Source organism: Balnearium lithotrophicum (assembly GCF_900182585.1).
GTDB lineage: Bacteria > Aquificota > Aquificia > Desulfurobacteriales > Desulfurobacteriaceae > Balnearium > Balnearium lithotrophicum.
In genome coordinates this window covers 22,606-47,568 of sequence record NZ_FXTM01000006.1, presented here as the reverse complement: position 1 = coordinate 47,568, position 24,963 = coordinate 22,606, and the positions used below count along the sequence as shown (strand labels likewise).

Below are 24,963 nucleotides of genomic sequence, written 5' to 3'. Positions count from 1 at the left end.
CGGACGGAGCTCCTGAGGGAGTTTGACTGCTTTTCCCTACCCTTATCCCTCGTGGCGGGTTCATTCCGCCACATACCCCAGGGATACCTTCGCTATCCCGTTCTGTAGATTCTTATTTTCATTACTCTCTCAAACCCAATTAGTCTTAATGATGCTTACGCACCTGCGGGCTTTCATCTCCTCCTTTTGATGTGGGGGTCTTCCCACCCGCAGATGATATAAAGTTCCAAAAAAACCTAATTTTCCAAACCAGCAGCTTTTTTGAGCTTTTTAACTTCCTCAGGAGTTAACTCTCTGTATGCACCTTTCGGTAAATCCCCCAACTTTATCGGTCCAACTGCAACTCTCTTTAATTTTAAAACTCCGTGGTCAAACCTATCGAAAAATCTCCTTACAACTCTATTTTTTCCCTGGTCTATTGTTATTTGAACGTAAGTATTTCTACCCGTCTTTGATGGGTGGAGAAGTTTAACGTCGATTGGTTTTATGAAAAACCTGTTTCCCTTATCGTCAACCAAGAGAGCTCCCTTCCTCATCCTGTCAATTTCTGACGGCTTAACTCTACCCTTAACCTTTGCAATGTAAGTTTTTGGAACGTGATACCTTGGATGGGCAAGTCTATCTGCAAGTTCTCCATCGTTTGTCATTATGAGAAGGCCTTCGGTGTTGTAGTCCAACCTTCCCACGGGAAAGAGGCGAACGGGGTACTTCCTGAAAAAGTCTGCAACAATCGGTCTTCTATCTCCGGGAGCTCTCTCCATTGCGGTTAAAACTCCCTGAGGTTTATTAAAGACGATGTATACAAATTTCTTAGGAAGTCTGACCCTTTCTCCATCAACCTTAACAACGTCCTTTTTAGGGTCAACCTCAAATGCAGGATTTGTAACAACCTCTCTGTTTACTTCTACTCTCCCCTGCTTGATTATCTCCTCAACCTTTCTCCTTGCTCCAAACCCGGCGTATGCTAAAAACTTATTCAGCCTCATAGTTTCCTCCTTTAATTTGTGTATTAAAAGCTAAGCCGAAAGAATCTATTTAGCTAATTATTAATTTTCTCAATTGTTGACTTCTAATTAAGATTTTCTCTAAAATATTTCATAACAACTCTTAATTAGGAGGATGTTAATGAATAAAAAAGTTTTGTTCTTAGCAACCATATTCCTACTAATTCAGAGTTTCTTACAGGCAAGGGCTGATTCCACCCCAACAATTACGGTTAAAGCTACCCCGGTAAGTCCAACAGAGCATACAGTAGAGGCAGGAGCAGTTTATCCTATAAGGAGAGTTACTTCTGTAGTTGACCTCTTTAAGGACACACCCGGAGTTATTTTTCAAAATTCTCAGTTTGGAAAGAAGGTCTTCATAAAGGGATTGGACGATGAAAAGTACAGAATCATGATTAACGGTGTTCCTCTTGCAAACCGAGGAACCTACCATACGAGGGGATTTGAATGGGATACGATTCCTTACGAGAATATAAAATCTGTAAAGCTTGTGGAAGGACCGTTCTCTGCAGAGTACGGCTACCAATCGGGAGGTGTGATTAACCTGATAACGGAAAAGCCAAAGGAAGGATTAAGGGGAAAGATATCGGTAGAAGGTGGTAAATTTAACGAACACCAAGAGTCCTTTCTATTAAATGCAGGAACGAAGAACTTTGGTTTAATCTCCACTGGGAGATTTTTAGAAACCGATACTCAGCTTGACCATCAGCACATAAAGAACTACGACTTTAGCTTATTACCAACTTTTCAGTTCAACGACCTTAAGGTTAGCTCACTGGTTTTCCATAACTACAAGAAGGAAAAGTATCCTTTCGATAAGGATATGAAGTTCAACATTTACGAGAAGTGGAAGTATGAGCCGGGAAGTTATTTTGAATACTTTAACGATTACTACAACACTAATTTAAACTATAAGTCCCTTGACTTTAACATTTACTACAACGAACAGGAGAGAAAGGACTATCCTGAAACCTACTACGTAAAGTCAAAGGACGGTTATAAAAGATTACCCTACAAATTAAAGTACAACATGGACCACACCAACGTTTACTTCCCGGGTTTAAAATTGAAGTGGAATCAGAGTATTCCTGCACTGGGGAAACTGAAGTTAGGTTTTGAATTTAGAAGGCCAAAATCAAGGGTTCACTTTTTAGTTCCCTTCCTAAAACAGGGGTCATTAATCTGGCTCAACGAGTACGTCAGGGTCCACAACAACATGTATGCCCTATTTGGGGAGTTAAAGAGGCCATTAGGAGAAACCTTTAGCTCTACAACGGGAGTGAGGTTTGATTGGTTCAACTTCTACGGTTCAAGTAACAGACACCTTCCAAACGGTAAGTTGGAAAAGTTAGGTTATAGTTCTGATAGACATCACTTCAGCCTTTCAGAAACTCTAACATTTTCACCATCGGAAACCTTTTCCTCCTATGCATCTGTTGGAACAATATTTACTCCACCGACAATAATGGACTACTTTAGGTGGCTCAGTAACTACAGCTTAAGTGCAAGGGCAAGGCAGGTTATATTGGGGACACCTTCTTTAAAGGAAAGATTTGTAGTTAATGGACAGGTAGATAAGAAGAAATGGCAAGAGGCCCTTGGAAAACTTAAGCCCGAAACCGGTTACGGTATTGAATTAGGAACAAAGTACAAAATGAAGGGATTTTCCCTCAAATTGAAAGGATTTTATTCCTACATTAACGACTACATTGCCAAGTATCCAACAAACCATGCTCCTACCTACAATGTAGATTCTGTAAAACTCTATGGATTAAACTTTGAGGGGAGAAAAGCAGTAACAGAGTTTGCAAATTTAAGGTTTTCTGTAACCTATGAAAATACGAGGAAATCTGGTGATAGGTTGTTAACAGATTCTAAGAGGCTTCCAAACGTTCCAAAGTGGAAGTTTGACGGTTATTTGACACTTATTCCCTTTGAAAATCTCTACATTACTCCTTCTGTTCACTACGTTGGGAAGAGGCCAACCGGAGGAGCTCCCCTCCAAACAATTGATACTTTGGGAGGTTATACAACCTACGACCTTGCAGTTAACTACCTGTTTAAAGGCTTTCAATTTGACTTTTTGGTTGAAAACATTTTTGATAGAAAAGCCTACGAGAGGATAGATTCTCCAATCACTGAAAGGTGCTTCACATTCAGAGTAACGAAGGAGTTTTAATATGAAGTTTTTAAAGTTCCTGTTTTTATGTCTATTGGTCTTATCTTTCGGATGTTCCTATTCAGGCAAAAACAAGGGCAGAGTTATTGTTGATTACGATGGAAGAAGGGTTACAGTTCCTGAAAAAGTTGAAAGGATTGTCTGCTGTGGGCCGGGAGCTCTAAGGCTCATTACCTATTTGGAGGCAACAGATAGAGTAGTTGGAATAGAGAACTTTGAAAGAAGACACATGAAAGGGAAGCCCTACATTCTTGCCCACACAGAATTATTAAAACTTCCATCTATAGGAGAGGGAGGGCCCGGAAGGCTGCCAAACTATGAGGCTTTATTAAAATTAAAGCCTGACGTTATTTTTATCACCTATGTAAGCCGCTCAACGGCAGACGAGTTACAGAAGAAGACGGGCATTCCCGTTGTTGTTCTTTCCTACGGGAAACTTGCAACTTTTGATGAAAAAGCAGTTTTTAAATCCCTCCGTATAGCTGCAAAGGTACTTGGAAAGGAAAGGAGGGAAGAGGAAATAGAGAAGTTTATCCTACAAATAGAGAACGATTTAAGACAGAGAAGCAGAAAACCAATTAAGTATACCGTTTACGTCGGTGGAGTAAGTGCAAAGGGAACTCACGTTATAGAAAGCACTGTTGCTGACTATCCACCATTCAAGTTTCTAAACTTGAAAAATGTAGCTTCATCCACAGGTCTCAAGGGTTACCTTGTTGTAACAAAAGAACAGCTCCTATCGTGGAATCCGGACTTTATTTTCATAGATGTAGGAGGACTGAACATTATTAAAGAGGACTACAAAAGGCACAAATCTTTTTACAATTCACTCAAGGCGTTTAAAACAGGGAACGTTTACGGTCTTCTTCCCTATAACTTCTACGCTACCAATATAGGTACTGCTTTGGCTGATGCTTACTACATTGGAAAGGTTTTAAGACCGGATGAGTTTAAAGATATCAATATAGCCGATAAAACAAACGAGATAACCAAGTTCTTGGTAGGAAAACCACTGTTTAAGGAACTTAGGGAAAATTGGAAGGAAGGCTTTCAGAGATTAGAGTTTTAAGGGAAAAGCATTCGATATCTTATATGACGAGGAAGAAGTACAATTATTTTCTAATAGCTACTTTACTTGTCTTATTAATTTTTGTTTCTCTCCTTTCAATATTTTGGGGACAGTTCAATGTAACTTTAAATGAACTGTTGAGAAATTTAGTATCTCCAAAGGGAGAGGTTGGAGCTCTCCTATGGGATATCAGAATTCCCAGGCTCTTCACCTCCATCTTAGTTGGTGCAAGTCTCTCCTTAGCAGGTGTTTTACTTCAGTCCACTCTCCGAAATCCTATGGCAAGTCCAATAACCTTAGGTATTTCACACGGAGCAATGTTCGGAGCAGCCTTTGCAATACTCTTCCTACCCCTTAAACTCCCTTTTGTTGTAACCTTTTCTGCCTTTGTAGGTTCACTTTTGACAGCAGTTTTCATACTTTTTCTCTCCTACATAAAAAGACTAAGTGCAGAGGCCATTGTTCTTTCAGGTATAGCAATTAACATGCTTTTAACTTCTGCAACTATGTTTCTTAAGTACCTTTCAAATGAAATCCAGCTTTCAGAAATTGTCTACTGGAGTTTTGGAGATGTAAACAGGGGAAACTGGGACACTATTATTCTACAGTTCTTATTTTTCGTACCAATTTTCCTCTTTGTTTTGCTAAAAAGGTGGGATTTCAATGCCTTCTATTTAGGAGAGGAAGTAAGTAAATCATTAGGTATAAATGTTGAAATAGTTAGGTTATTAGGCTTAACTTTAGCCTCTCTTTTAACAGCATTTTCAGTTTCAGCTGTTGGAATAATACCCTTTTTAGGCCTTATCTCTCCCCACTTAGCCCGTCTGATTTCTGGTAATGAACACGGTCAGTTGATCTTTACATCCTCCCTCGTGGGGGCAGTACTTTTGGTGTTATCAGACATCCTATCAAGAGTTGTTCTGTCTCCTACGGTAGTTCCCGTAAGTATCGTTACATCCTTTTTAGGGGTTCCAATCTTTCTGTATCTACTGATTAAACTGGAGGGGAGGCGCTATTAGTTATCTTAGTGTAGATAATTTGAGTTTTTCATACAGGGATAGTAAGCTGATAGTTAAGGATATCAGTTTTCAGGTTAGTTCTGGAGAGTTTCTCTCTATCATTGGCCCAAACGGTTCTGGAAAATCAACTATTTTGAAGTGTATAGCAAGGTTGTTAAAGCCAAGCAACGGTACAATTCTTATAAACTTTAAAGATGTTAGTTCCTACAGTCCAAATGAATTCGCTAAAGAGGTTTCTTACTCCCCCCAAGAGCTTGTAAGGTCGCAGATTTCTGTCTTTGATGCTCTATTAATCAGTAGAAAACCTTACATGAGGTTTTCAGAGAGTAGAGAGGACATTGAGAAGGTTGAAGAAATTATTGAAGCCTTTAAGTTGGAGGAAATTGCTTTTAAAAGCCTAAACTCGATAAGTGGAGGAGAGCTCCAGAAAGTCTGGATTGCAAGAGCTCTCGTTCAAGAACCTAACGTTCTCCTTTTAGACGAGCCCACAAACAACTTAGACATATACAACCAAATAGAGATTATGGAGCTTGTAAAAAACTGGACTAAGAAGAGAGATATAGTTACAGTTGGTGTTCTCCACGATATCAATATTGCCCTAAGAGTTTCAGATAAATTTTTGGCTGTAAAGAATGGACTTTTAATCTCTTACGGAGGTAGAGAGATATTAACTCCTAAACTTTTAAAGGAACTTTTTAGGATAAAGGCTGATATTTTGGAAATTAATGGCATTCCTACGGTAATTATAAAAGGCTTGGAGGAAGTATGATCCCTGAATTTTCAATACTTCAAAAAGGAGGAGTAATAGTATACATCATTTTGCTTCTCTCTTTCTTGGTAACTGCTTTTTTTATAGAAAGGCTCCTCTTTTTACTGATAAAAGTGAGAAAATTCAAAAAACTTAAGTCCTCTAATAACTGTTTTATTGAATTTGACCAGGAGACTGAAGGAAAAAATATTGATGATATTTTGGAAAACTACAGGAAAAGGGAGGAAAGTTCACTCTACAAGTACACTGAAATTTTTCCCTTTACAGCTGAAGTTAGCCCTATGTTGGGTTTACTCGGAACCGTCTTAGGTCTGATTAAGTCCTTCATGGCTATTGAGGCCATGGGGGGGAAGGTGAATGTTTCGGCTCTATCGGCCGGTATGTGGGAGGCATTGCTAACAACAGCGGTAGGCCTTACAGTATCAATATTTGCCGTTTCATTTCAGGAGGTTGTTCAATGGCTAATAAATAAAGTTGAATTAGAGCTTGAAGAATTTCTTAATCACTGTAGAGAAACTTTAAAGAAGGTAAACCTTAATGAGAAAAATAAGGAAGCCTAAAAGTCCCATTACTTCTTTAATAGACATATCACTGCTTTTACTGGTGTACTTTATGCTAATCACAAATTATTCTCAAACAAACGTAGTTGAAGTTAATCCTCCCTCTATGAAAAATTGTGAAACTATTGAACAGGAAAAAACTGTTTTTATTACAATCACCAAAAATGGCAAAATCTTTTTGGATGGAAAGGAAGTTAATTACAATCAATTGAGTGATTTATTGAAAAACTATAATCCGAAAACAACCTTCATTATAAAGGCAGATAAGGAAACTGCTTTCAAAAATGTATTAAATCTTGTTGATAAATTAAAAAGTTTAAATTTAAACTACTTCGTTGCAGTTGAAAGAACTGAAGATGAAAAATAGATTAGTAGTTATTGGCGTTATTGTTTCTCTCTTTATTCACAGTCTACTTCTGTACGGTATGTCTATGAGGAAAATTAATCTCTCCTCTCCGGTGAAAAAGGAGTCTCATTTACGTTTAAATGTTATTCCACTAAATTACAACAAACCAAAGAAAAGTGAGAGAAAAGTTGAGAAGATAAAGAAACATTTTAAGAAAACTCGAAGAAGAAAAATGACAAAGAAGAATAAAAAAGTGCATTTCAAGAGACCTAAAATAAGACCTAAAAAAATAAAATCGGCACCGGTAAAAGACAAAGTAATTAAGAACTTAGATAAAGTAAGTACAAAATTGGTTAAATTTAATCCAATTGAAAAACTGCAAAAAGAACAACAAAGTAAAAAAATTCAAATCTGCAAAAAAAGTTTTATTAAAAATGTAGTTGGATATCGATATCAAAATAGAACTAATGAAGAACCAATGAACATTAGTTTGTCTAAAGATTTAGAAGCTCTTTCAGAAAATAGTAGGAGAGGAATTAATGATACCCTTTTAAAGAATGAAAATCAGAATCAAAATTATTTAAAGCAAAATTATTTAAAGGAAGTTTTAAAGAGAATTGAAAAACACAAGTATTACCCTTACATTGCTCGATTAAACGAGGAAGAGGGAAAGGTTAAAATTCAAATTACGATAGGTAAAAATGGCCAATTGAAGAAGTTCAAGATTTTGGAGAGCTCCGGTTACATCCACTTAGACAGAGCTGCAGTAAAAACCGTTAAGAGGGCATCTCCCTTTCCAAAACCCCCTTCAAAAAGGGAGGAAACAATCAATGTTATAATAAATTTTAGGCTTGAAAACTAATACAGAGGGAGAGATGGATATTCTTTCTAAAATTGATTATTCCATTTTAAAAGCCACTACTACAGATGAGGAGGTTTTAAGGGCAGCTGAGGAGACCAAAAAGTACGGCTTTGCAACTCTGTGCGTCTTTCCTAAACATATAAAAACTGCAAGGATAGTCCTTCCAGAGGAAAAAGTCTGCTCCGTTGTGGCATTTCCCCTTTCAACTGTTCCGACTCAACTTAAAGTTGCAGAGGCCATTTTTTCGGCGGAGGAAGGTGCCGGAGAGTTGGATGTAGTCGTTGACGTTGGGGCTGTTAAAGCGTGGAACTGGAAAAAGGTTGAAGACGAACTTTTGGAGATAAGAAACAATCTGCCAAACAAAGTACTGAAACTTATTATGGAGTGTTGCTACTTAACGGAAGAGGAAAAAACAACTCTCTGTAAACTGGCCATTGAAACGGGATGGGACTTTGTTAAAACATCTACGGGATACGGTCCCTACGGCGCGCAAATTAGTGATGTTGAACTTTTAGTTAAATGTTCAGAGGGGAAAATAAAAGTCAAGGCAGCTGGCGGTATAAGGGATTTACCCACAGCAGAGAAGTTCATAGAGATTGGAGCCGAAAGAATTGGAACAAGCTCAGCAGTTGAAATTGCAAAAGAGATGCTGCACGGTAGGGAAGTTTGAATCCTTCCACAGAGGACACAGAAAACTCATAGAAACTGCAAAGAGGATTTGTAGTGAAATTGTCGTAATATCAATTAGAGGTCTTGGGAAGAAAATCTTCTCTGAGGAGGAAAGGGAGAAAATTGCAGAGAGCTTAAATATAAGGTTGATAAATGTTCCATTTTCAGAGATAAGGAATTTGACTCCAAAGGAGTTCATGAAATTCCTAAAGGATTTGGGCTGTTCAGTTTTAGTAGTTGGAAGTGAGTGGAAGTTCGGCAAAAACAGAGCAGGCGATGTCAATACAGCAAGGGAAATAGGGAAGTCCTTGGGAATAGAAGTTGTTTCGGTGGAAACAGTAAAGGAAGATAGTGAGAAGATAAGTACAAGCAGGATTCTTGAGTTTTTGAGAAAAGGAAAAGTAGAAGAAGCCAACAAACTTTTAGGATTTCCCTATTTTGCAGTGGGGGTAGTAGTAAAGGGAAAAAAATTGGGTCGGGAGATAGGATTTCCCACTGTAAATATTGAAACTCAAAAGGAACTCCCCCTTCCTTTAGGAGTTTATGCCGTCAGGCTTTACTTAGGAAATAGGGTTTTTGACGGAATTTCAAACTATGGGAGAGCTCCAACCTTAAAAAACAGCAATCCAACACTTGAAGTTTTCATTCCAGAGAAAGAATTACCTCCAGTTTACGGACAGAAGGTTAAGGTTGAGTTCTTCAAGTTCCTCAGACCTGAAAGGAAATTTAATTCTGTTGAAGAACTTGTAAATCAGATTAAATTTGACCTGAAGAACTTGAGGGAATTTTGGAGGGAAAGAGTTGGAAGAGGAGAAGAAGTTTAAATCCGGTTATGTGGCAATTCTTGGAAGGCCTAACGTTGGAAAATCGACTCTGCTAAACAGCCTACTTGGAACAAAGGTTGCAATTGTTACAGATAAGCCACAAACAACGAGACACAGAATTGTTGGCGTTAAACACATGAAGGATGCTCAAATTGTGTTTTTGGATACGCCTGGCATTCACAAGGAGAAGTTTGAGCTCAACAGATACATGAACGAGATAGCCTTCAGCGTTATTCCCGATGCGGATGTTATTCTTTTTCTAATTGATTCAAGGGAAGGACTAACCGAAGCAGATAGGAAAATTCTTGAAAGGATAGGTGAGGAAAGGAGAAAGGATTCAAAGGTTATTGTAGTTTTGAACAAAATAGACGGGGTGAAGAAGGAAGAGCTCCTTCCACTAATAGACAGAATAAGCAAGGAGTTTCCATTTGTTAACGACATTGTTCCTATTTCTGCAACGAGGGGAACAAATCTTGATAGGCTGCTTGATTTAATAGTTAAATACCTTCCAGAGGGTCCTAAGTACTATGAAGAACATATGGTGACAGACCAGCCCTTAGAGCAGTTTATAGCGGAAATAATTAGAGAAAAAATCATGCTTTTAACAAGAGAGGAAGTTCCCCATGCAACAACCGTTCAGGTTGTAAATATCCAACCGGGGGATAGAAATCCCAACATGTTGGTTATTGATGCCGACATAATAGTGGAAAAGGACTCCCAGAAAGCCATTATCATAGGGAAGGGTGGTCAGAGATTGAAGAAGATAGGGCAGCTCGCAAGAGAGGAACTTGAGCAGCTTTTAAACAAGAAGGTTTATCTGAGGCTCTGGGTAAAGGTTAAGGAGGACTGGAGGAGCAGGCCAGAACAGTTGAGGGGACTCGGATACTCTTACTGAGGAGAGGGGTGTGAATAGAAAAATTAAAGTATTTTTAATCTACGCTTACAGTTTTATCTTCCTCTACATGTTTAACAGCTTAGTAACATGGCTCTTTGTGAGATTTAAACTATCTCCCCTTATCGGTACGTTTTTAGAAGCTCTTATAATGATTGTTGGACTTTTTTTCTCATTCCGTTATTTAATAAAGAAGTACTATTTGGTTGATGACGATAAACTTATAACGAAAGCTTGGCTTTTTCACTTTATACCCTTCATAGTTACATCCTTTCTCCTCTTTTTCCTTATTTTCTCGTTCATAAAAATTCCTTCATTTGCAATTTTTGTTTACCTCAACTTGGATATCCTACTCCTGTTCTTTACCTACAAGTTTGCAGTCGAGAAATTCATAGAGGAGAGAAATGGTTAAATACTTTCAAGGCGCTGCCTTTTACCTATTTTTCTATTTAATCTTAGGACTTATAAATTCACTAATAATGTATGCTGGCGTTAAGCTTTTACACATAACTCCCACTATTATTCTAGGATTCTTGATATTTTTAACCATTTTTGTTCTATTTTTTGGATTTAAAAAATCAATAGAAGTTATTTTTGGAATTAGGTCAGAGGATAAAAGGATAATTCTTGCCTGGATTATTCAATTTATAACATTTATAGTTCTGTCAAGTTTTATTGAGATTCAAATTTCGAAATTTATCTCAAAAGTTAAACTTTTTCAGATACTTTCTGTTTTTATAAACTTCACTATTTTCTTTATTACATACTGGTTGAGCGTTAAAGTAATTGTTATGAGGGAAAAACTTGAGGTTGGATAAGCTACTATCCCTGTCAGGATTTGGGAGTCGCTCTGAAGTAAAGAGGCTAATTAAAAAGGAAAGAGTAGAGGTTAACGGAGAAATCGTAAAAGAGCCTTCTTTTCAAGTTAACCCTGAAGTGGATGAGGTAACAGTTAACGGAGAACCTGTTACCTACGAGGAGAATTACTACCTAATCCTTAACAAACCAGCCGGATACATAACTTCAACAAAGGATAGGGAACTTACAGTTATGGAGCTCGTTTCTGACATCCCAAAATTTGAAAGGCTCTTTCCAGTGGGGAGGTTGGACAAAGATGCAGAAGGACTCCTTCTCATAACCTCTGACGGTGAACTTGCCCACAGGTTGACCCATCCTAAGTGGAAGGTACCCAAAACTTACTACGTTGTAGTTGAAGGGAAAGTAAGAGAGGAAGACATAGAACCCTTAAGGAAGGGAGTTCAGCTCAAGGACTTTAAAACTAAACCGGCCGAAGTAGAAATTTTACGTTCTGGAGAGGAAAGCTCAGAGTTGAAGATAACGATAAAGGAAGGAAAGTATCACCAGGTAAAGAGGATGTTTTCTGCAATAGGTCATCCCGTTAAGTATTTAAAGAGGATAAGATTCGGAAATTTAGAACTTGGAGAGCTCCCCGTAGGAGAGTACAGGCACCTAACTGAAGAGGAGCTCCAGAAACTTAAGAAGTTAGTTAAATTAATCTAACTTTTTACAGAAGTTTAAAAAGTTCTCCAAAAGTTTAAGTCCTACCTTTTGGCTCTTTTCAGGGTGAAACTGAGTGGCAAATACGTTCTCAAATTCAATTGACGATGTAAAGTAGATTCCGTAGTCCGTTTCTGTCAAAACAACACTTTTGCTCGAAGGTTTTACGTAGTAGGAGTGAACAAAGTAGAAAAATTCCCCCTCTCTAATTCCTTCCAAAAGTTTTGACTCCTTTTTTTTGTATATCTGGTTCCAACCCATGTGGGGAATCTTGTAGTCCTTTGGTAGTTCAAACCTTACAACTTCACCCTTAATGATTCCCAAACCCTCTGTCTCTCCGAACTCGTAACTCTTTTCAAAGAGGAGTTGAAGCCCAAGACATATTCCTAAGAAAGGTTTTCCATTTCTAATTTCTTCAACAATTGGTTCCCAAAGGCAAAGTTTTTTCAAATTACTAACAGCATCTCTAAAGGCGCCAACGCCCGGTAAAACTATTCCTCTTGCATCTTTCAAATCCCCTGGATTTGATGTTACTTTTACCGTAGCTCCAATGTGTTCTAAGGCCTTGCTCACACTCCTCAAGTTTCCCATCTCGTAGTCAACAACTGCAATCACTTTATACCTCCGGGCATAGAACCTAAAAGGTACTTAATATCTTCATCTCCAAAGAGAACTCCCAAGCCTAAGAATGCCCCTCTCCACTTGTGGTAGAGGAGCTCATCCCCTCCTCCGTATACGAACCAATTCTTCTTCAAGAAGTACCTAACTCCAACTCTAAGGTGAGGGGGAATGTCGTCGCCGTCAGAGTCCTTCCTTCCCGTGTCCCAGATATCTGATGTAAAGATTAACTTTGGATTGTAGATGTAATCTAAACCAAACCCTCCTGTGCTTTCCTTTAATCCTCCCCTTAAGACAAACTTTCCTCCCTCGTGGAGCCACTTATCGTCAAAGACCCTTGCATACTGGAGGGTAAATTCAGTTCTGTAGTTTGTTTCGATTTCCTCCTGCCAGTGGGGAGAAGAACCTGATGAGATGTAGTACTTCTTTCTCTCAACCTTACCCTGAGAGTCTCCAACAACCTCAAGCAAGTAATAGTGGTCATTCGAGGGAACAATTTGGAAGGTGAAAGCTCCCCTTCCTTCTCCCGTTCTTGTGTTAACATCTCCTCTAAATCCTATGTAAGTCTTTGTATTCTCCACTTTACTTGCAAGTTTTCCAAGTGTCTCTGTAGTCTTCGTTAGATTTTGGTAGAGCTTTTCATCGTTAAAGAGCTTTCCAATGGTTCCGTTTCCTTCGTTAACCTTGGCAAGAATCTCCTTAAGCTCTGCCGTTGTTTTCTCTATATTTTCTAAAGTGGTTTGAATCTCCCGAGTGTTTTCTTCGTTGAGAATCTGATTCAGCCTTTCAGTTAAGTTGTCAAGATTTTGGGCAATTTGCGGCGCTTTTTCAGATGCTTCCTTCAGGTTAACAACAATTTTCCTAATATCCTCTCTATTCTCGAGAGTCATCTGTGAAAGCTGTGATGTGAGGGTATTTACATTTTCGAGAACCTGAGGGAGGTCCTCCTTCAGCATTTCGGAAAGGGAAAGGGCATTCTCAAGAACCTGCTTTATTGTTTTCTTGTTTTCCTCAACAACGGAGTTTAAATTTACAACTGCTCTGTTTACGCTGCTTGTAAGCTGGGAAACCTTGTCCATTATTATTGCCATTCTGTTTCTTCCATCTGGAGTTGTGACTGCCTGGTTAAACTTCGTTAGGAGTTCGTTTAAAGAGGTCATCACTTCGTCCATCGAAGAGGGAATCTGAGTGTTTTGAATAACGGAGTTTGGCTTTAATAGAGGAGCCGGTGGATTTCCCGGGGATATTTCAACGTACTTCTCTCCCATAAGTCCCATTGTCTCAATCTTTGCAACGGCATTTTTATAGAGATTAACAGGCTTAAAGAGGAGGATTTTTACTTTTGCCTTTCCATCAACAACATCAACGGACAAAACCTTTCCAACTGTAACACCTGCAACCCTAACCGGAGCATCCTTTTCAAGACCTGCTGCATTTTCAAAGTAAATAGTGTACTCCTCGTGATACTTTCCCCTTTGAAACTTTAACGGTTCTATCGTTGTTGCTATTATTCCAAGCCCTACCAATCCCGCAACTACAAAGGCTCCTACCTTTGCCTCTAAAGTTAACCTACCCATTTTTTCTCTCCAAAACAGCAGTTATAGGTCCTTCGGGTTCTCCATTTATAAACTGCTTAACAACAGGATTTTCACTTCTTTTAATTTCATCCGGCGTTCCAATCTCAACAATTTTTCCGTTAAATAGAATTGCGATTCTATCTGCAATTCTAAAGGCACTCGTAACATCGTGGCTTACAACAACACAGGTTTTGCTGAACTCCCTCTTTAGCCTTAAAACTAATCTGTCAAGGATTGCCGTCATAACAGGATCCAAACCGCTTGTCGGCTCGTCAAAAAGGATACACTTTGGATTCATACAGAGGGCTCTCGCAACGGCAACCCTCTTTCTCATACCACCTGAGAGTTCCGAAGGATAAAGGTCTTCCGTTCCGGAAAGTCCCAAGAGGGATAGGTAGTAACTTGCCTTTTCCCTTGCTATCTTTTTCTTAACTCCCTTCTTCTCTATCAGGTAGAAGGCAACGTTGTACCAGACAGGGTATGAGTCAAAGAGAGCTCCACTCTGAAAGACGTACGTGAGTGTTTCTCTGAACTTTTCAAGTTCCTCATTCTTTAGTTTTAGAACATCCATTCCATAAACAGAAATTTCTCCCTCGTCAGGTTCAATAAGCTTTGCTATCTGTTTAAGAAGAACACTCTTTCCCGTCCCAGAAGGCCCCATTATCACAAAGGCTTCACCATCGTAAACTGTGAAACTTACTCCGTCATGAACAACCTTCTCCCCAAAATTCTTTCTTAAGTTCCGAACTACTATTGCCTCTTTCATAGGTTGAACAACCTCAAAATGTAGGTAATCAGGTAGTCAAAAATGAGAATGGCCATTGATGAACTAACTACGGCCTTTGTAGTGGATTCTCCCACTCCCTTTGCTCCACCTCTTGTGTAGTATCCGTAAAAACAGCTTATCGTTGAAAGTAAAAAGCCAAAAACTGCTGCCTTTATAAGACCGTGGTAAACGTCGTCCATTTCAGTTAGGTTCTGAGTATACCTGAGGTAGAGTGTTTTATTTACACCAAAAAGATAAACGCTTACTATGTATCCACCTATGTAGCCTATAATGTCTGAAAAGAGGGTTAGTACAACAGTTGAAATAATTGTCGTATAAACTCTTGGGGATATTAGATACTTAATCGGATTTACAGCCATCATCTCAAGTGCATCTATCTGTTCAGTTACCCTCATAGTTCCAATCTCTGCGGCCATTGCAGAACCTGAACGGGCAGTAACTAAGAGGGAGGATAAAACCGGCCCCAACTCCCTTGCCATTGCAATCGCAACAACGGCCCCAATCATGTATTCAGCGTTAAATCGATGAAAGGCAGAGTAGGTTTCAAGTGCAATAACTCCTCCTGTAAACAATGAGGTAATAGCTATAACGGGAAATGAGTTAGCTCCAATGTCAGCCAAGTAGTATATGTACCTCTCAATCCTGAAGGGAGGTTTAAAGGCAATCGATAGGGATTTGACGGATAGTAGAAACCACCCTCCCCAAAACTCCAGGAAGAAGATAACACCTCTTCCTATCCTTTCCAAAAGTTCAACTATCAAAGGAAACTCCTACAGTTCATTCATTTAACTTTTAGAATTATAAGCAAATTTTCAGTAAAAATACTAAATTTGAACTGGACAAAATTGGAGGAGCTGAGAAATGGGATTTAACTGTGGAATTGTTGGGCTACCAAACGTAGGAAAGTCAACCCTTTTTAATGCTTTAACGAATACAATGAAGGCTGAAGCGGCAAACTATCCTTTCTGTACGATTGAACCCAACGTTGGAGTTGTTGAGGTTCCAGATGAGAGGCTCTACAGAATAGCTGAATTGGTGAAACCTAAAAAGATTACTCCTACAACGATTGAGTTTGTTGATATAGCGGGCCTTGTTAGAGGAGCAAGCAAAGGGGAAGGGTTGGGAAATCAATTCCTTGCAAACATTAGAAATGTTGATGCTATTGCTCACGTCGTTAGGTGCTTCCAGGATGAAAATGTCGTTCATGTTGATGGAAAAGTTAACCCTTTAAGGGATATTGAGACGATAAACCTTGAGCTGATTTTTAAGGATTTAGAGAGTGTAGAAAAGAGGCTCCAGAGGGTTTTAAAGCAGGCAAAGAGCGGCGATAAAAGGGCAAGGGCAGAGGTAGAAGCCCTCGAGAAACTAAAAAGCATCTTAGAAAACGGCAAGAGAATAAATCCTTTCCTAAGCGAACTGAGTGACGGAGAAAAAAGAGTTGTTAAAGAACTTCAGCTCTTAACTGCAAAGCCCGTTATGTACATTGCAAATGTTGATGAGGAAGGGCTATTTGAGGACAACGACCTGGTTAAATCGGTTAGGGAGCTTGCGGAGAAGGAGAAAGCTCCCGTCGTGAAAATTTGCGCAAAGATTGAGGCGGAACTCTCAGAGCTCCCTCCAGAGGAGAAGGAGGAATTCCTCAAGGAACTTGGATTGGAGGAGCCTGGACTTAACTCAGTTATAAGGGAAGGATACAAACTCCTCAACCTTATAACCTTTTTCACGGCAGGAGAGCCAGAGGTTAAGGCCTGGACGGTAAGAAAGGGAACAAAGGCACCTCAGGCGGCCGGAAAGATTCATTCAGACATTGAGAGAGGATTTATCCGAGCTGAGGTCATAAAGTACGAGGATTTAATCAGAGAGGGTTCACTTCAGGCCTGCAGAGAGAAGGGGCTTATGAGGCTTGAAGGAAAAGATTACGAAGTTCAGGATGGGGACATAATTTACTTTAGGTTTAACGTTTAATGAAGGTAAAGGGAATTGTTCTAAGGAGTAAAAACTTAGGAGATAGGTTGAGATACGTATCCCTCTATACGGATAGGTTGGGTAGGGTTAATCTTGTCTTTAAGCTCGATAATTCACAGTTTCCGTTGAAGTATGAACCCTTCTCTGTAAGCGAGTTTGAATTACTTCAAAAGGAAGATAGGTGGGAGTTGAAAGGGGCAAAGCTAATAGAGGAAAACTTCCCAAAGACCTTCGATGAATTGATTTATAGGTCCAAAATCTCAAAGCTAATCTACCCTTACGAGTTACAGCCAAGTAAAAAGCTTTTTAACTTAATAAGAACTTACTTACGTTTAAATAATTATTTTGAGCTCTCCTACGTGGCTTTCCTGTCAAAGTTCCTCTACATTGAGGGAATATTCCCAAGGCTCTTCAGCTGTGTTAGGTGTGGCTCTAAGGGAATTTCCGGATTTTCCTTTGAGGAAGGGGGAGTCGTCTGTGAAAACTGCAAAAGGGAAGGGGAGATTGATTGGAACAGACTCTCTTCCCTTCAGCTAAGGGAGATAACGAAAGGGGCAATAAGTGAAATCAAGAAAAAAAAGTTCAATCAACTCAACAGGATAAAGTATGCCCTTGAGAAACATGCACAGTATCGATTAAACAAATAAATTTGGATATAATTTAATTCTTGAAATGCAATTAATGGAGGAGAAATGGGAGCTCCAAAAGTTTTGGTATTAGGGGGAGGAATAGGGGGAGTTGAGGCAGCTTTTGCACTATGCCACAAGTGTTTTGATGTAGAGCTCATTTCCGACAGGGACTACCTTTACATATATCCTATTTCAATATGGATTCCAACCCACGAGTACGAATGGGAGGATGTAACACTTCCCCTTGAGGAAATAGCAAAAGTTAACGGGTTTAAGCTGACCATTGGGAAGGTTGAGAGAATTTCAACGGCAGAGAAGAGGGTATATCTTGAGGATGGAACTGTTAAGGACTACGACTACTTAGTCATTGCTCTGGGAGGAACAAAGGTCAAACACAAGGGGAGTGAGAACTTCCTCTCTATATGTGGTAGGCCTGAAGAGTCATTAAAACTTAGGGAGAAAATCGACCAGCTCATTGAGAGGGGAGGAGGAATAATTGCTGCGGGTTTTGGAGGAAATCCCAAGGACCCTTGCGGAGTGAGGGGAGGGCCAGCATTTGAGTTTGTTTTCAATTTGGACTGCTACTTTAAGAAAAAGGGAATTAGGGATAAGTTTGAACTTCACTTCTTTGCTCCCATGCCAAAGCCCGGAGTAAGACTTGGAGAAAAGAATGCAGAAAGAGCCTACAGAATGCTCGATAAGTTGGGAATTAAGAGGCACTTTGGAAAGAAAATAAAGGAGTTTAAGCCAGACGGAGTTCTCTTTGAGGATGACTCCTTCTTAAGGACTGACTTAACAATGTTCATCCCTGCAACTGACGGTCATCCTGTTTTTAAAAATTCAGACCTTCCGTTGAACGAAGCCGGATTTGTAAAGATAGAGCCAACGTGTGCAGTTGTTGGGACGAACGAAACGGTTTGGGCTATTGGCGATAGTGCAGCTTTTGAAGGGCCCCAGTGGAAGGCAAAACAGGGACACATTGCAGAGGTCATGGGAAGAATCGTTGCAAGGAACCTTGAAAATAAGGTTAAAGGAGACCCTAAGAGGGAGGAGTACATTCACCACCTCCACATTCTCTGTCTAATGGATATGGGACCATGCTGGATGAGTGGAGCTCTGGTTTACAGGGATGATAAAAGGTCTATCATGCTACCGCTTCCGTTTGTTGGTCATACTCTCAAAAAAATTTGGGGATGGTACTACAAGGCAAGCAAACTTAAAAAGGTTCCGAGAATTCCGGGGTTTGACGCACCGTAATGGAGAGATTTGGAATATTTGAAACTGTAAGGGTTGAAAGTGGGAAACCTGTTTTAATTGATTACCACTACAGCAGGTTAAGGAGGAGCTCCTTCTTTTTGGATATTCCTTTAAAACTAAGTAGGGAGGAGTTTGATAGAGTTTTAGTGGAGGGAGCCCCTCATGGCACAAAGCTTGTAAGGTTTACACTCTATAAACGTGGAAATTTTGAAATCTCGGTGAGAGACTGTAAAAAGAGAAAGTTTGTTTCTCTCTTTCCAGTTTACTCTGTAAGGAGAAGTTACTCTATCCTATCTGAGCACAAAACGATTGACATTATGGACTCCCTCACTGCTATTGATGAGGCTAAGAGGTTTGGTTACGATGAGGCACTACTGTTCGACGAAAAGGGTTTTGTTTCAGAAACTGCTTTTGCCAACATATTTTTCTTCAAGGATGGTATTCTCTTTACCCCCTCCTTAATGTGTGGCTGTTTAAGGGGAACAAGGAGGGAGTTTATAAGGGATATCTGTAAAGAAATGGGATTACCCATTGTTGAGGGTTTTTTTAAACTGAAGGATGTTCTAAATGCAGATGAAGTTTTCATTACAAGTTCAAGAGAGGATACGTGTTTAGTGAACAAAATTGGAAGCTATAGAATTAAAATCCCAAAAGGGGAGCCGATAAGTGAGAGGATTAAAAAGGTAATCCTTCGGCTCCACTCGTTGAATTAGTTACTTTTTAAGTGATTTAAAGATAGCTTCTATCTTTTCCTTTAGTGTTTCAGCCGTAAAAGGTTTAACAATGTAGTTGTTAACTCCAGCCTTTATTGCTGTAAGGACGTTTTCCTTTTTAGCTTCAGCTGTTACCATCAAAATTGGAAGGTGTTTTAGTCTCTTATCACTCCTAATCGCCTGAACAAGCTCTATTCCAGTCATATTTGGCATGTTCCAATCTGTAATAACAAGACCGTATTTATCTGGATTCTGTCTCAATTTCTCCAGAGCCTGTTTTCCATCCTCAGCTTCATCTATGTTTTTAAATCCCAACTGGGTTAGGAGGGTCCTTAAAATTTTCCTCATAGCTGCCATGTCATCAACTACTAAGATGTTAATATCTTCAGGAATAACCATTAAATCCTCCTTTACTTCTTAATTGCATATTGATGCACAAGTTTTAGTAAATCAGGTGCATCAAATTTTACAAGATGAGCATCTGCTCCAACAAGTTTGCTTTTATCAACGTTAGCCCTATCGCTAAGAGAGGTATTAATAATTACAGGTAGTTTAGAAAGTTCAGGGTCTTCCTTAACTTTCTTTGTAAAGGTTAATCCATCCATTCCAGGCATTTCGACATCAGAAATTATCAATTGGACATAGTCTGTAATGTCTCTTCCTTCCCTTTTAGCCTCCTCAAGCCACTGGTGAAGGATTTTTAACCCTTCTATTCCATTTTGTGCTTCAATAACAGTGTGTCCATCAGATTCAAGAATTCTCCTTATAATCTTCCTGGCAACTGGACTATCATCGAGTATCAGTATTTTAAAGTGTCCCTTCCTCTCTATATTCTCCGCCTCAGCAGTTGTTTCCATTCCAAATATCTTAATCATTCCCAGTTCATCAAGTATTCCTTCAAAATCAAGAAGTAGGAGGAGTTTATTATCCTCTATTTCAACAACTCCTATTACTTTTCCTCCTAACTTCTCGTCAATACTTTTAGGTGGTCTCTTAATATCCGTCCACCTAATTCTCCTAATTCTCTTTGCTTCATGAACTATAACCCCAACAGTCTCTCTCAAAAATTCCATTACTATTACATACTTTCCTGCATTTGGAGGTTCCTTAATCTTCATCCATTTTGCCAGATTAATGATTGGAACCATCTGACCTCTTATTTTTGCCAATCCTTCAGCTTCCGAAGGAAGTCCTGGAGCTTTTATAATATCCTTAGGTTTAAAAATAACTTCCTTAACCTTAGCTACGTTTACCCCCAATATCCATTCATAGATGGAGCCATCATCAAGAACCTCATACATTCGAAAATCTATTATCTCAAGTTCGTTGGCTCCTGTTTCCAGAATTTTTGGTAAGAGCTCTTTCTTAGCCATTATTCAGTCCTTTTAACTTTTTGATACTGTGTTTAATATTTCTGATATAGCTCCAATTACGCTTGATGACAACTTATCTACAAGTTTGGCTATCTCTTTCTCCTTATTTTTAATTTCGTTAGTATTATCACAGTTCATCGCAACAAAAAGCTCCTTTAAAAGGAGTTTTACTTCAAAAAGTGAATCTTCAACATCTAAAAAGTATTTTTCAATTGAAGGATATTTATCTAAGAGCTTTGAAATTTCTTTATTTTGTGGACTTAACTCTTTTACAAGAGAATCAACTTCAGATAGAAGCGAAATATCAGGATTCATTCCATCTATAAATTTAGCCTTGACTGTATCGTTAACCTTTCCTGCAAATTCCCCTAACTTCGATAGCTTATCAAACAGAACGGAAGCATCTCCAAGATTTACAATGTAAAATGTCTCCCAAATCTTGTGTAGACTTGTATCAGTTTTCTCTGCAATTTTAATAACAATTTCTGAGTGATTTCTTACTTCAGAGATAATATCATTAACTCTGTGAATATTTTTAACAATATCCTCAATGTTGTTCTTTTGAACAGAAACTATTTTGGAAAGGTCATTTATTACACCTAACACACTTTCAGAAGACATTTTAAGAGATTTGTACGTCTCTTGGTTATCCTTAAAGATGCTCATTCCTTCATCAACAGCTTTAACGCTCTTATGGGTTATCTCTGCGGTTTTTGACATTTGTTCTCTCATATTCTTTACAACTTCTCTAATTTCAATAGCAGATTTATTAGTTCTCTCAGCTAACTTCCTAACCTCATCAGCAACAACTGCAAATCCCCTACCAGCTTCTCCTGCCCTTGCGGCCTCTATTGCTGCATTCAGTGCAAGTAAGTTTGTCTGCTCAGTAATCGACGTTATAACTTCAACAACCCTATCTATTTGCTCCGTTTGAGACTGCAGAGCCTTAACAACCTCTTCCATCTGTTTGGTTATACTTCTTATATATTCCATTTGGTCTATAGACTCAAAGGTTTTCTTTTCAGCTTCCTCAAGTTTTGAAAGAACAAATTTATAGTTTTCCATTAATCTATTGGAAACTTCTATCAACTTATTTACAGTTTCCTCTATCTCCTCAGTCGAAGACATCTGCTTTTTAGAAAGTTTGATAACATCTCTCAATTCTTTAATTGCAAGAGAAATTGATACAATCGTTTCTAAGTTGTTAACGAGAGATTGCTTAGTTGCCTTCAGGTTCTGAAGAAACATTTTTCTGGCCTTTTCAAGCTGCTCCTTTACCTCCCTATCTGCAGTAGCATCTTTCCAGGTTGCCATGTAGTAACGAACAGAGCCGTCTCTATTCGCTATTGCATGGCGATACGATGCCATAACGTAAGGACCGATAGGAATATCAGCATTTTTCTTATGTTCTCCAGGCCTTGTCTCTTTTAGGAGCTCTTTAACCCTTTCAGGGTCCTTATGGAAAACGTGTATGCTCGTTCCAATTAGCTTGTCAGGATTTATACCGAATTCACTAATAAATACATCCCTCCACTTGTTTACTATCTCGAAAGCTCTTCTGTTTGCATAAACAATTTCATTTCCTTCTCTTCCCGGTTTAAACTCCGGCGTTGCAAGGAAGATTGCCTCCTCCATTAAAGAATCCAGAATTTGTTGGTACATGAAGATATCGTTCTCTTTTTCTTCTACCTGTTTCTGAAGTTCTTCAGTTTTTCTAAGTAGTTCAATGTTACTTTGAGAAAGTCTTTTAACCTCATCTTGAAGTTCCTTTCTTTCTTTTTCACACTCTTCATAATTTTTTTTAATTTGAGCATTTTCTATTTTTAACGTTTCTATTTCTTTTCTTAATCTTTCAATTTCTCTCTTTTCCCAAGAGCAGAACATCTATCCCTCCTCACTAAAAATAGATTCAACGTTAAGTATTATTAATAGCTCGTCTTCAAGTTGAACTACACCGGTAATAAATTTAACATCTATACCTATTGTTCCTATAGGTTCTGGAAGTAAATCTCCTTCTGGAAACTTAATAGACCCTATAATTTCATCAACGACAACTCCAACTTCTCCCTTTGGAGTATCCAAAATAACTATTTTGTTATTCTCATATATGTTTTCAGGTATTTGATAAGGAATCCGCAGGTGCTCCTTTAAATTAATAACTGGAACAATCTTACCCCTTAAATTCATAACGCCTATAACGAAGGAAGGAGCTTTAGGAACTGGAGTTATATCTCTATTAATCGTAATTTCAATAATCTGTTCGATAGGTACGCCCACCAATTCCTTGTTCAATTTAAAAGCAATTACTTGGACTTCCTTTTCATGAGTTTCTCCTATTAATTCCTCTACTCCCAATATTTTCAACTCTTTATCTTCAGCCATTCTTTACTCCTAAAAGCTTGGCCTTGTAATCTGAAACGAGAGAGTTTAGGTCCAGTATGAGAACAACCTTTCCATCTCCAGCTATCGTAGCACCTGCAATTCCTGGAATATCGGCTAAGAGCTCTCCGAGGGACTTGATAACTATTTCTTCCTCTCCAAAAAGCTTTGATATTGAAATGGCTATTAATTTCTCTGCTACTTTTACAATTGCAACGAACGACTTTTCATCATCGTCAGGAACTTCAAGTAACTCGTTTAAGGAGAAGAGTGGTAAAACCTCATCACGCAGCATAAAGCTTCTGAAATTTCCTACGTCCTTTACCAAGTTTTCGTTGTACCTTACTATTTCCACAACGGAGTGGAGAGGAACGGCATAGACCTGTCCTTTACAACCAAGCATTAAGGTTCTTATGATAGCTACAGTTAATGGTAGTTTTAGGACTATTCTAGTTCCTTTTTCTAACTTACTATCAATCTCTATTGAACCTCTTAGAGAATGTATCGTACTTGCAACAACATCCATTCCAACACCACGTCCTGAAACATCGCTAACTTTCTCAGCAGTGGAAAATCCAGGAAGGAATATAAGCTCGTAAGCTTCCTTATCGCTCATCTGAGCTGCCTGTTCAGGGGTAATTAGTCCCCTTTCAACAGCTTTCTTCTTAATTTTCTCAGGGTCTATTCCCCTTCCATCATCTTCAATTCCAACAACGATGTGGTCTCCCTCATGATAGGCAAAAAGCCTTATTGTGCCTACCTCCGGTTTTCCCTTTGCAATCCTCTCTTCCGGAGGTTCAATTCCGTGGTCTAAAGAGTTCCTAATAAGGTGAATTAGAGGGTCTTCAAGTTTATCAAGAATTGAACGGTCAAGTTCTGTATCTTCACCTTCGATAACAAGTTGAACCTTTTTATTTAGTTTTCTTGCAAGGTCTCTAACCAAACGAGGGAACTTGCTGAAAATCTTCTTTATTGGTTGCATTCTAAGTTTCATAACTGCGACCTGAAGGTCGCTCACTGTCCTGTCAAGACTCGTCACGGCTTCCACTAACTTCTCTACTGTCTCGCTTCTACAGTCCCTTTCAACATCGGCTGTTACTTTCAAGATTCTATTCCTATCAAGGACAATCTCACCGACTAAGTTCATTAAGTTCTCAACCCTTTCAACATCAACTCTTATTGTTTCGGAACTTACTTTTGTACTCTTTTTTTCTTTCTTGGTTGTTTTTCTTTCCTCTTTCTTACTCACTTCTTTTTTTACTTGACTTTCCTGTTCTAATACGGGCTTTTCTTCTTTTTTCTTTTTAACTATTATGTCCTTAACGTCCTTTCCTTCCTCAATTAATTTCTCTATTTCTGGAATAACGTCCATAGGCCTTTCGTCAGGAGGCATGAGTATTATTTCATCTAGAATTCCAGCCAAATCTTTATCTGGATACTTCAAAATAAGTTCCTTGAGTTTTTCTGAAATACCATCAACAAATTCTATTTCCTCTCCTTCTTTAGAAGAGTTAACATTTCCTTCCTTTTTTTCTTGTTTTTCTTCTCCCTTGAGAATAGAATCGAGCTTAGATAAAAGGTCTTCTATTTCCTCTAAATCGGGGAGCTCCCCGTCTTCCTTTAACATAGTGAGGGATTCCTTTAATTTATCTATTCCCTCAAGAATAACGTCCATAATCTCCGGTGTTAATACCATTTCTTCGTTTCTTAGCTTATTGAAAATGTCCTCGATTCTATGAGCTATCTCCACAATGGGAGTAAGATTTAAAAAGCCTGCTCCCCCTTTAAGGGTATGCATACCTCTAAATATTTTGTTTAAGAGCTCTTTATCGTTAGGATTCGACTCTAACTCTACTAAATCTTGGTCTAAATTTTCCAGAATTTCCTCAGCCTCTATTAAAAACTCTTCTAAAATCTCCTTAAGTTCATCGGGAATATTAGCTTTCATTTCTTA

At 38.7% G+C, this 24,963-nt stretch carries 27 protein-coding genes; 17 read left to right on the top strand and 10 right to left on the bottom strand.

Annotated features, from left to right (window positions below; genetic code table 11):
• Positions 1–236: 236 nt before the first annotated feature.
• Positions 237–986, bottom strand: coding sequence for a pseudouridine synthase (locus tag FN732_RS03250; protein WP_142934665.1), 750 nt, complete (start codon positions 984–986; stop codon positions 237–239).
• Between the two features lie 139 nt (positions 987–1,125).
• Here FN732_RS03250 and FN732_RS03245 point away from each other — a divergent pair, with 139 nt between their 5' ends.
• Genes FN732_RS03245 through FN732_RS03185 form a run of 13 tightly spaced genes read left to right on the top strand, consistent with a single transcriptional unit; the run spans position 1,126 to position 11,714 of the window.
• The gene (locus FN732_RS03245; protein WP_185954224.1) at positions 1,126–3,183 is read left to right on the top strand and encodes a TonB-dependent receptor; all 2,058 of its coding nucleotides are present in this window, start codon (positions 1,126–1,128) and stop codon (positions 3,181–3,183) included.
• A gap of 1 nt (position 3,184) precedes the next feature.
• Positions 3,185–4,252, top strand: coding sequence for an iron ABC transporter substrate-binding protein (locus tag FN732_RS03240; RefSeq protein ID WP_142934661.1), 1,068 nt, complete (start codon positions 3,185–3,187; stop codon positions 4,250–4,252).
• A gap of 23 nt (positions 4,253–4,275) precedes the next feature.
• Positions 4,276–5,271: a FecCD family ABC transporter permease gene (locus tag FN732_RS03235; RefSeq protein WP_246051313.1), complete on the top strand. Its 996-nt coding sequence runs from the start codon at positions 4,276–4,278 to the stop codon at positions 5,269–5,271.
• A 19-nt stretch (positions 5,272–5,290) separates the two neighbouring features.
• Positions 5,291–6,040, top strand: coding sequence for an ABC transporter ATP-binding protein (locus FN732_RS03230; RefSeq protein WP_221928594.1), 750 nt, complete (start codon positions 5,291–5,293; stop codon positions 6,038–6,040).
• Positions 6,037–6,600 (top strand): MotA/TolQ/ExbB proton channel family protein, encoded by a 564-nt coding sequence (locus tag FN732_RS03225; protein WP_142934655.1) that lies wholly within the window; start codon positions 6,037–6,039, stop codon positions 6,598–6,600. The genes FN732_RS03230 and FN732_RS03225 overlap by 4 nt, the downstream gene beginning before the upstream one ends.
• Positions 6,578–6,967, top strand: coding sequence for an ExbD/TolR family protein (locus FN732_RS03220; protein WP_142934653.1), 390 nt, complete (start codon positions 6,578–6,580; stop codon positions 6,965–6,967). The genes FN732_RS03225 and FN732_RS03220 overlap by 23 nt, the downstream gene beginning before the upstream one ends.
• On the top strand, positions 6,942–7,808 hold the full coding sequence (locus tag FN732_RS03215) for an energy transducer TonB (RefSeq protein WP_185954223.1): 867 nt from the start codon (positions 6,942–6,944) through the stop codon (positions 7,806–7,808). Before FN732_RS03220 ends, FN732_RS03215 begins: the two co-directional genes overlap by 26 nt.
• A gap of 13 nt (positions 7,809–7,821) precedes the next feature.
• Positions 7,822–8,478: a deoxyribose-phosphate aldolase gene (gene deoC, locus FN732_RS03210; RefSeq protein WP_246051311.1), complete on the top strand. Its 657-nt coding sequence runs from the start codon at positions 7,822–7,824 to the stop codon at positions 8,476–8,478.
• Positions 8,438–9,301: a riboflavin biosynthesis protein RibF gene (gene ribF, locus FN732_RS03205; protein WP_246051310.1), complete on the top strand. Its 864-nt coding sequence runs from the start codon at positions 8,438–8,440 to the stop codon at positions 9,299–9,301. The genes deoC and ribF overlap by 41 nt, the downstream gene beginning before the upstream one ends.
• On the top strand, positions 9,279–10,196 hold the full coding sequence (era, locus tag FN732_RS03200) for a GTPase Era (protein ID WP_142934643.1): 918 nt from the start codon (positions 9,279–9,281) through the stop codon (positions 10,194–10,196). The genes ribF and era overlap by 23 nt, the downstream gene beginning before the upstream one ends.
• 10 nt (positions 10,197–10,206) lie before the next feature.
• Complete coding sequence (locus FN732_RS03195) at positions 10,207–10,605, top strand: hypothetical protein (protein WP_142934641.1); 399 nt, start codon at positions 10,207–10,209, stop codon at positions 10,603–10,605.
• Entirely contained in the window at positions 10,598–11,011 is a 414-nt protein-coding gene (locus tag FN732_RS03190; protein WP_142934639.1) for a hypothetical protein, read from the top strand. The genes FN732_RS03195 and FN732_RS03190 overlap by 8 nt, the downstream gene beginning before the upstream one ends.
• Positions 10,998–11,714, top strand: coding sequence for a pseudouridine synthase (locus tag FN732_RS03185; protein ID WP_142934637.1), 717 nt, complete (start codon positions 10,998–11,000; stop codon positions 11,712–11,714). The genes FN732_RS03190 and FN732_RS03185 overlap by 14 nt, the downstream gene beginning before the upstream one ends.
• On the opposite strand, the gene hisH is transcribed toward FN732_RS03185, so the two are convergent.
• From hisH to FN732_RS03165, 4 genes are read right to left on the bottom strand one after another with little or no spacing between them, the layout of a single operon-like run.
• Positions 11,706–12,326 carry an imidazole glycerol phosphate synthase subunit HisH gene (gene hisH, locus FN732_RS03180; protein WP_142934635.1) on the bottom strand — a complete coding sequence of 207 codons (621 nt, stop codon included), beginning with the start codon at positions 12,324–12,326 and terminating at the stop codon, positions 11,706–11,708. The two genes, FN732_RS03185 and hisH, sit on opposite strands and share 9 nt — an antisense overlap.
• A complete protein-coding gene (locus tag FN732_RS03175) occupies positions 12,323–13,906 on the bottom strand; it encodes an MCE family protein (protein ID WP_142934632.1) in 1,584 nt (527 codons plus the stop codon). The genes hisH and FN732_RS03175 overlap by 4 nt, the downstream gene beginning before the upstream one ends.
• Positions 13,899–14,672 (bottom strand): ABC transporter ATP-binding protein, encoded by a 774-nt coding sequence (locus FN732_RS03170; protein ID WP_142934630.1) that lies wholly within the window; start codon positions 14,670–14,672, stop codon positions 13,899–13,901. Before FN732_RS03170 ends, FN732_RS03175 begins: the two co-directional genes overlap by 8 nt.
• On the bottom strand, positions 14,669–15,454 hold the full coding sequence (locus FN732_RS03165) for an MlaE family ABC transporter permease (protein ID WP_246051309.1): 786 nt from the start codon (positions 15,452–15,454) through the stop codon (positions 14,669–14,671). Before FN732_RS03165 ends, FN732_RS03170 begins: the two co-directional genes overlap by 4 nt.
• 100 nt (positions 15,455–15,554) lie before the next feature.
• Between FN732_RS03165 and ychF the strand changes: the two genes are divergently transcribed.
• The 4 genes from ychF to FN732_RS03145 are packed head-to-tail and all read left to right on the top strand — an operon-like array spanning position 15,555 to position 19,257.
• Complete coding sequence (ychF, locus tag FN732_RS03160) at positions 15,555–16,658, top strand: redox-regulated ATPase YchF (protein WP_142934628.1); 1,104 nt, start codon at positions 15,555–15,557, stop codon at positions 16,656–16,658.
• Positions 16,658–17,305: a DNA repair protein RecO gene (recO, locus tag FN732_RS03155; RefSeq protein ID WP_142934626.1), complete on the top strand. Its 648-nt coding sequence runs from the start codon at positions 16,658–16,660 to the stop codon at positions 17,303–17,305. The genes ychF and recO overlap by 1 nt, the downstream gene beginning before the upstream one ends.
• Positions 17,306–17,350: 45 nt before the next feature.
• Positions 17,351–18,544, top strand: coding sequence for an NAD(P)/FAD-dependent oxidoreductase (locus FN732_RS03150; RefSeq protein ID WP_142934624.1), 1,194 nt, complete (start codon positions 17,351–17,353; stop codon positions 18,542–18,544).
• On the top strand, positions 18,544–19,257 hold the full coding sequence (locus FN732_RS03145; RefSeq protein WP_142934622.1) for an aminotransferase class IV: 714 nt from the start codon (positions 18,544–18,546) through the stop codon (positions 19,255–19,257). The genes FN732_RS03150 and FN732_RS03145 overlap by 1 nt, the downstream gene beginning before the upstream one ends.
• Here the strand turns inward: FN732_RS03145 and FN732_RS03140 are convergent, their stop codons facing one another.
• From FN732_RS03140 to FN732_RS03120, 5 genes are read right to left on the bottom strand one after another with little or no spacing between them, the layout of a single operon-like run.
• Complete coding sequence (locus FN732_RS03140; protein ID WP_142934620.1) at positions 19,258–19,656, bottom strand: chemotaxis response regulator CheY; 399 nt, start codon at positions 19,654–19,656, stop codon at positions 19,258–19,260.
• A gap of 11 nt (positions 19,657–19,667) precedes the next feature.
• Positions 19,668–20,630: a chemotaxis protein gene (locus FN732_RS03135; protein ID WP_142934618.1), complete on the bottom strand. Its 963-nt coding sequence runs from the start codon at positions 20,628–20,630 to the stop codon at positions 19,668–19,670.
• Positions 20,631–20,642: 12 nt separating this feature from the next.
• Positions 20,643–22,514, bottom strand: coding sequence for a methyl-accepting chemotaxis protein (locus FN732_RS03130; protein WP_142934616.1), 1,872 nt, complete (start codon positions 22,512–22,514; stop codon positions 20,643–20,645).
• Complete coding sequence (locus FN732_RS03125) at positions 22,515–23,012, bottom strand: chemotaxis protein CheW (RefSeq protein WP_142934614.1); 498 nt, start codon at positions 23,010–23,012, stop codon at positions 22,515–22,517.
• Positions 23,005–24,957, bottom strand: a complete 1,953-nt coding sequence (locus FN732_RS03120; RefSeq protein ID WP_142934612.1) for a chemotaxis protein CheA — start codon at positions 24,955–24,957, stop codon at positions 23,005–23,007. The genes FN732_RS03125 and FN732_RS03120 overlap by 8 nt, the downstream gene beginning before the upstream one ends.
• Positions 24,958–24,963: the final 6 nt, after the last annotated feature.

Coding starts and splice junctions, on each gene's coding strand:
- deoC (WP_246051311.1), top strand. CDS start 7,822: ATGGATATTCTTTCTAAAATTGATTATTCCATTTTAAAAGCCACTACT.
- FN732_RS03120 (WP_142934612.1), bottom strand. CDS start 24,957: ATGAAAGCTAATATTCCCGATGAACTTAAGGAGATTTTAGAAGAGTTT.
- FN732_RS03130 (WP_142934616.1), bottom strand. CDS start 22,514: ATGTTCTGCTCTTGGGAAAAGAGAGAAATTGAAAGATTAAGAAAAGAA.
- FN732_RS03190 (WP_142934639.1), top strand. CDS start 10,598: ATGGTTAAATACTTTCAAGGCGCTGCCTTTTACCTATTTTTCTATTTA.
- FN732_RS03245 (WP_185954224.1), top strand. CDS start 1,126: ATGAATAAAAAAGTTTTGTTCTTAGCAACCATATTCCTACTAATTCAG.
- FN732_RS03175 (WP_142934632.1), bottom strand. CDS start 13,906: ATGGGTAGGTTAACTTTAGAGGCAAAGGTAGGAGCCTTTGTAGTTGCG.
- ychF (WP_142934628.1), top strand. CDS start 15,555: ATGGGATTTAACTGTGGAATTGTTGGGCTACCAAACGTAGGAAAGTCA.
- FN732_RS03125 (WP_142934614.1), bottom strand. CDS start 23,012: ATGGCTGAAGATAAAGAGTTGAAAATATTGGGAGTAGAGGAATTAATA.
- FN732_RS03135 (WP_142934618.1), bottom strand. CDS start 20,630: ATGGCTAAGAAAGAGCTCTTACCAAAAATTCTGGAAACAGGAGCCAAC.
- recO (WP_142934626.1), top strand. CDS start 16,658: ATGAAGGTAAAGGGAATTGTTCTAAGGAGTAAAAACTTAGGAGATAGG.
- FN732_RS03150 (WP_142934624.1), top strand. CDS start 17,351: ATGGGAGCTCCAAAAGTTTTGGTATTAGGGGGAGGAATAGGGGGAGTT.
- FN732_RS03220 (WP_142934653.1), top strand. CDS start 6,578: ATGAGAAAAATAAGGAAGCCTAAAAGTCCCATTACTTCTTTAATAGAC.
- FN732_RS03140 (WP_142934620.1), bottom strand. CDS start 19,656: ATGGTTATTCCTGAAGATATTAACATCTTAGTAGTTGATGACATGGCA.
- FN732_RS03170 (WP_142934630.1), bottom strand. CDS start 14,672: ATGAAAGAGGCAATAGTAGTTCGGAACTTAAGAAAGAATTTTGGGGAG.
- FN732_RS03235 (WP_246051313.1), top strand. CDS start 4,276: ATGACGAGGAAGAAGTACAATTATTTTCTAATAGCTACTTTACTTGTC.
- FN732_RS03225 (WP_142934655.1), top strand. CDS start 6,037: ATGATCCCTGAATTTTCAATACTTCAAAAAGGAGGAGTAATAGTATAC.
- FN732_RS03145 (WP_142934622.1), top strand. CDS start 18,544: ATGGAGAGATTTGGAATATTTGAAACTGTAAGGGTTGAAAGTGGGAAA.
- FN732_RS03240 (WP_142934661.1), top strand. CDS start 3,185: ATGAAGTTTTTAAAGTTCCTGTTTTTATGTCTATTGGTCTTATCTTTC.
- FN732_RS03250 (WP_142934665.1), bottom strand. CDS start 986: ATGAGGCTGAATAAGTTTTTAGCATACGCCGGGTTTGGAGCAAGGAGA.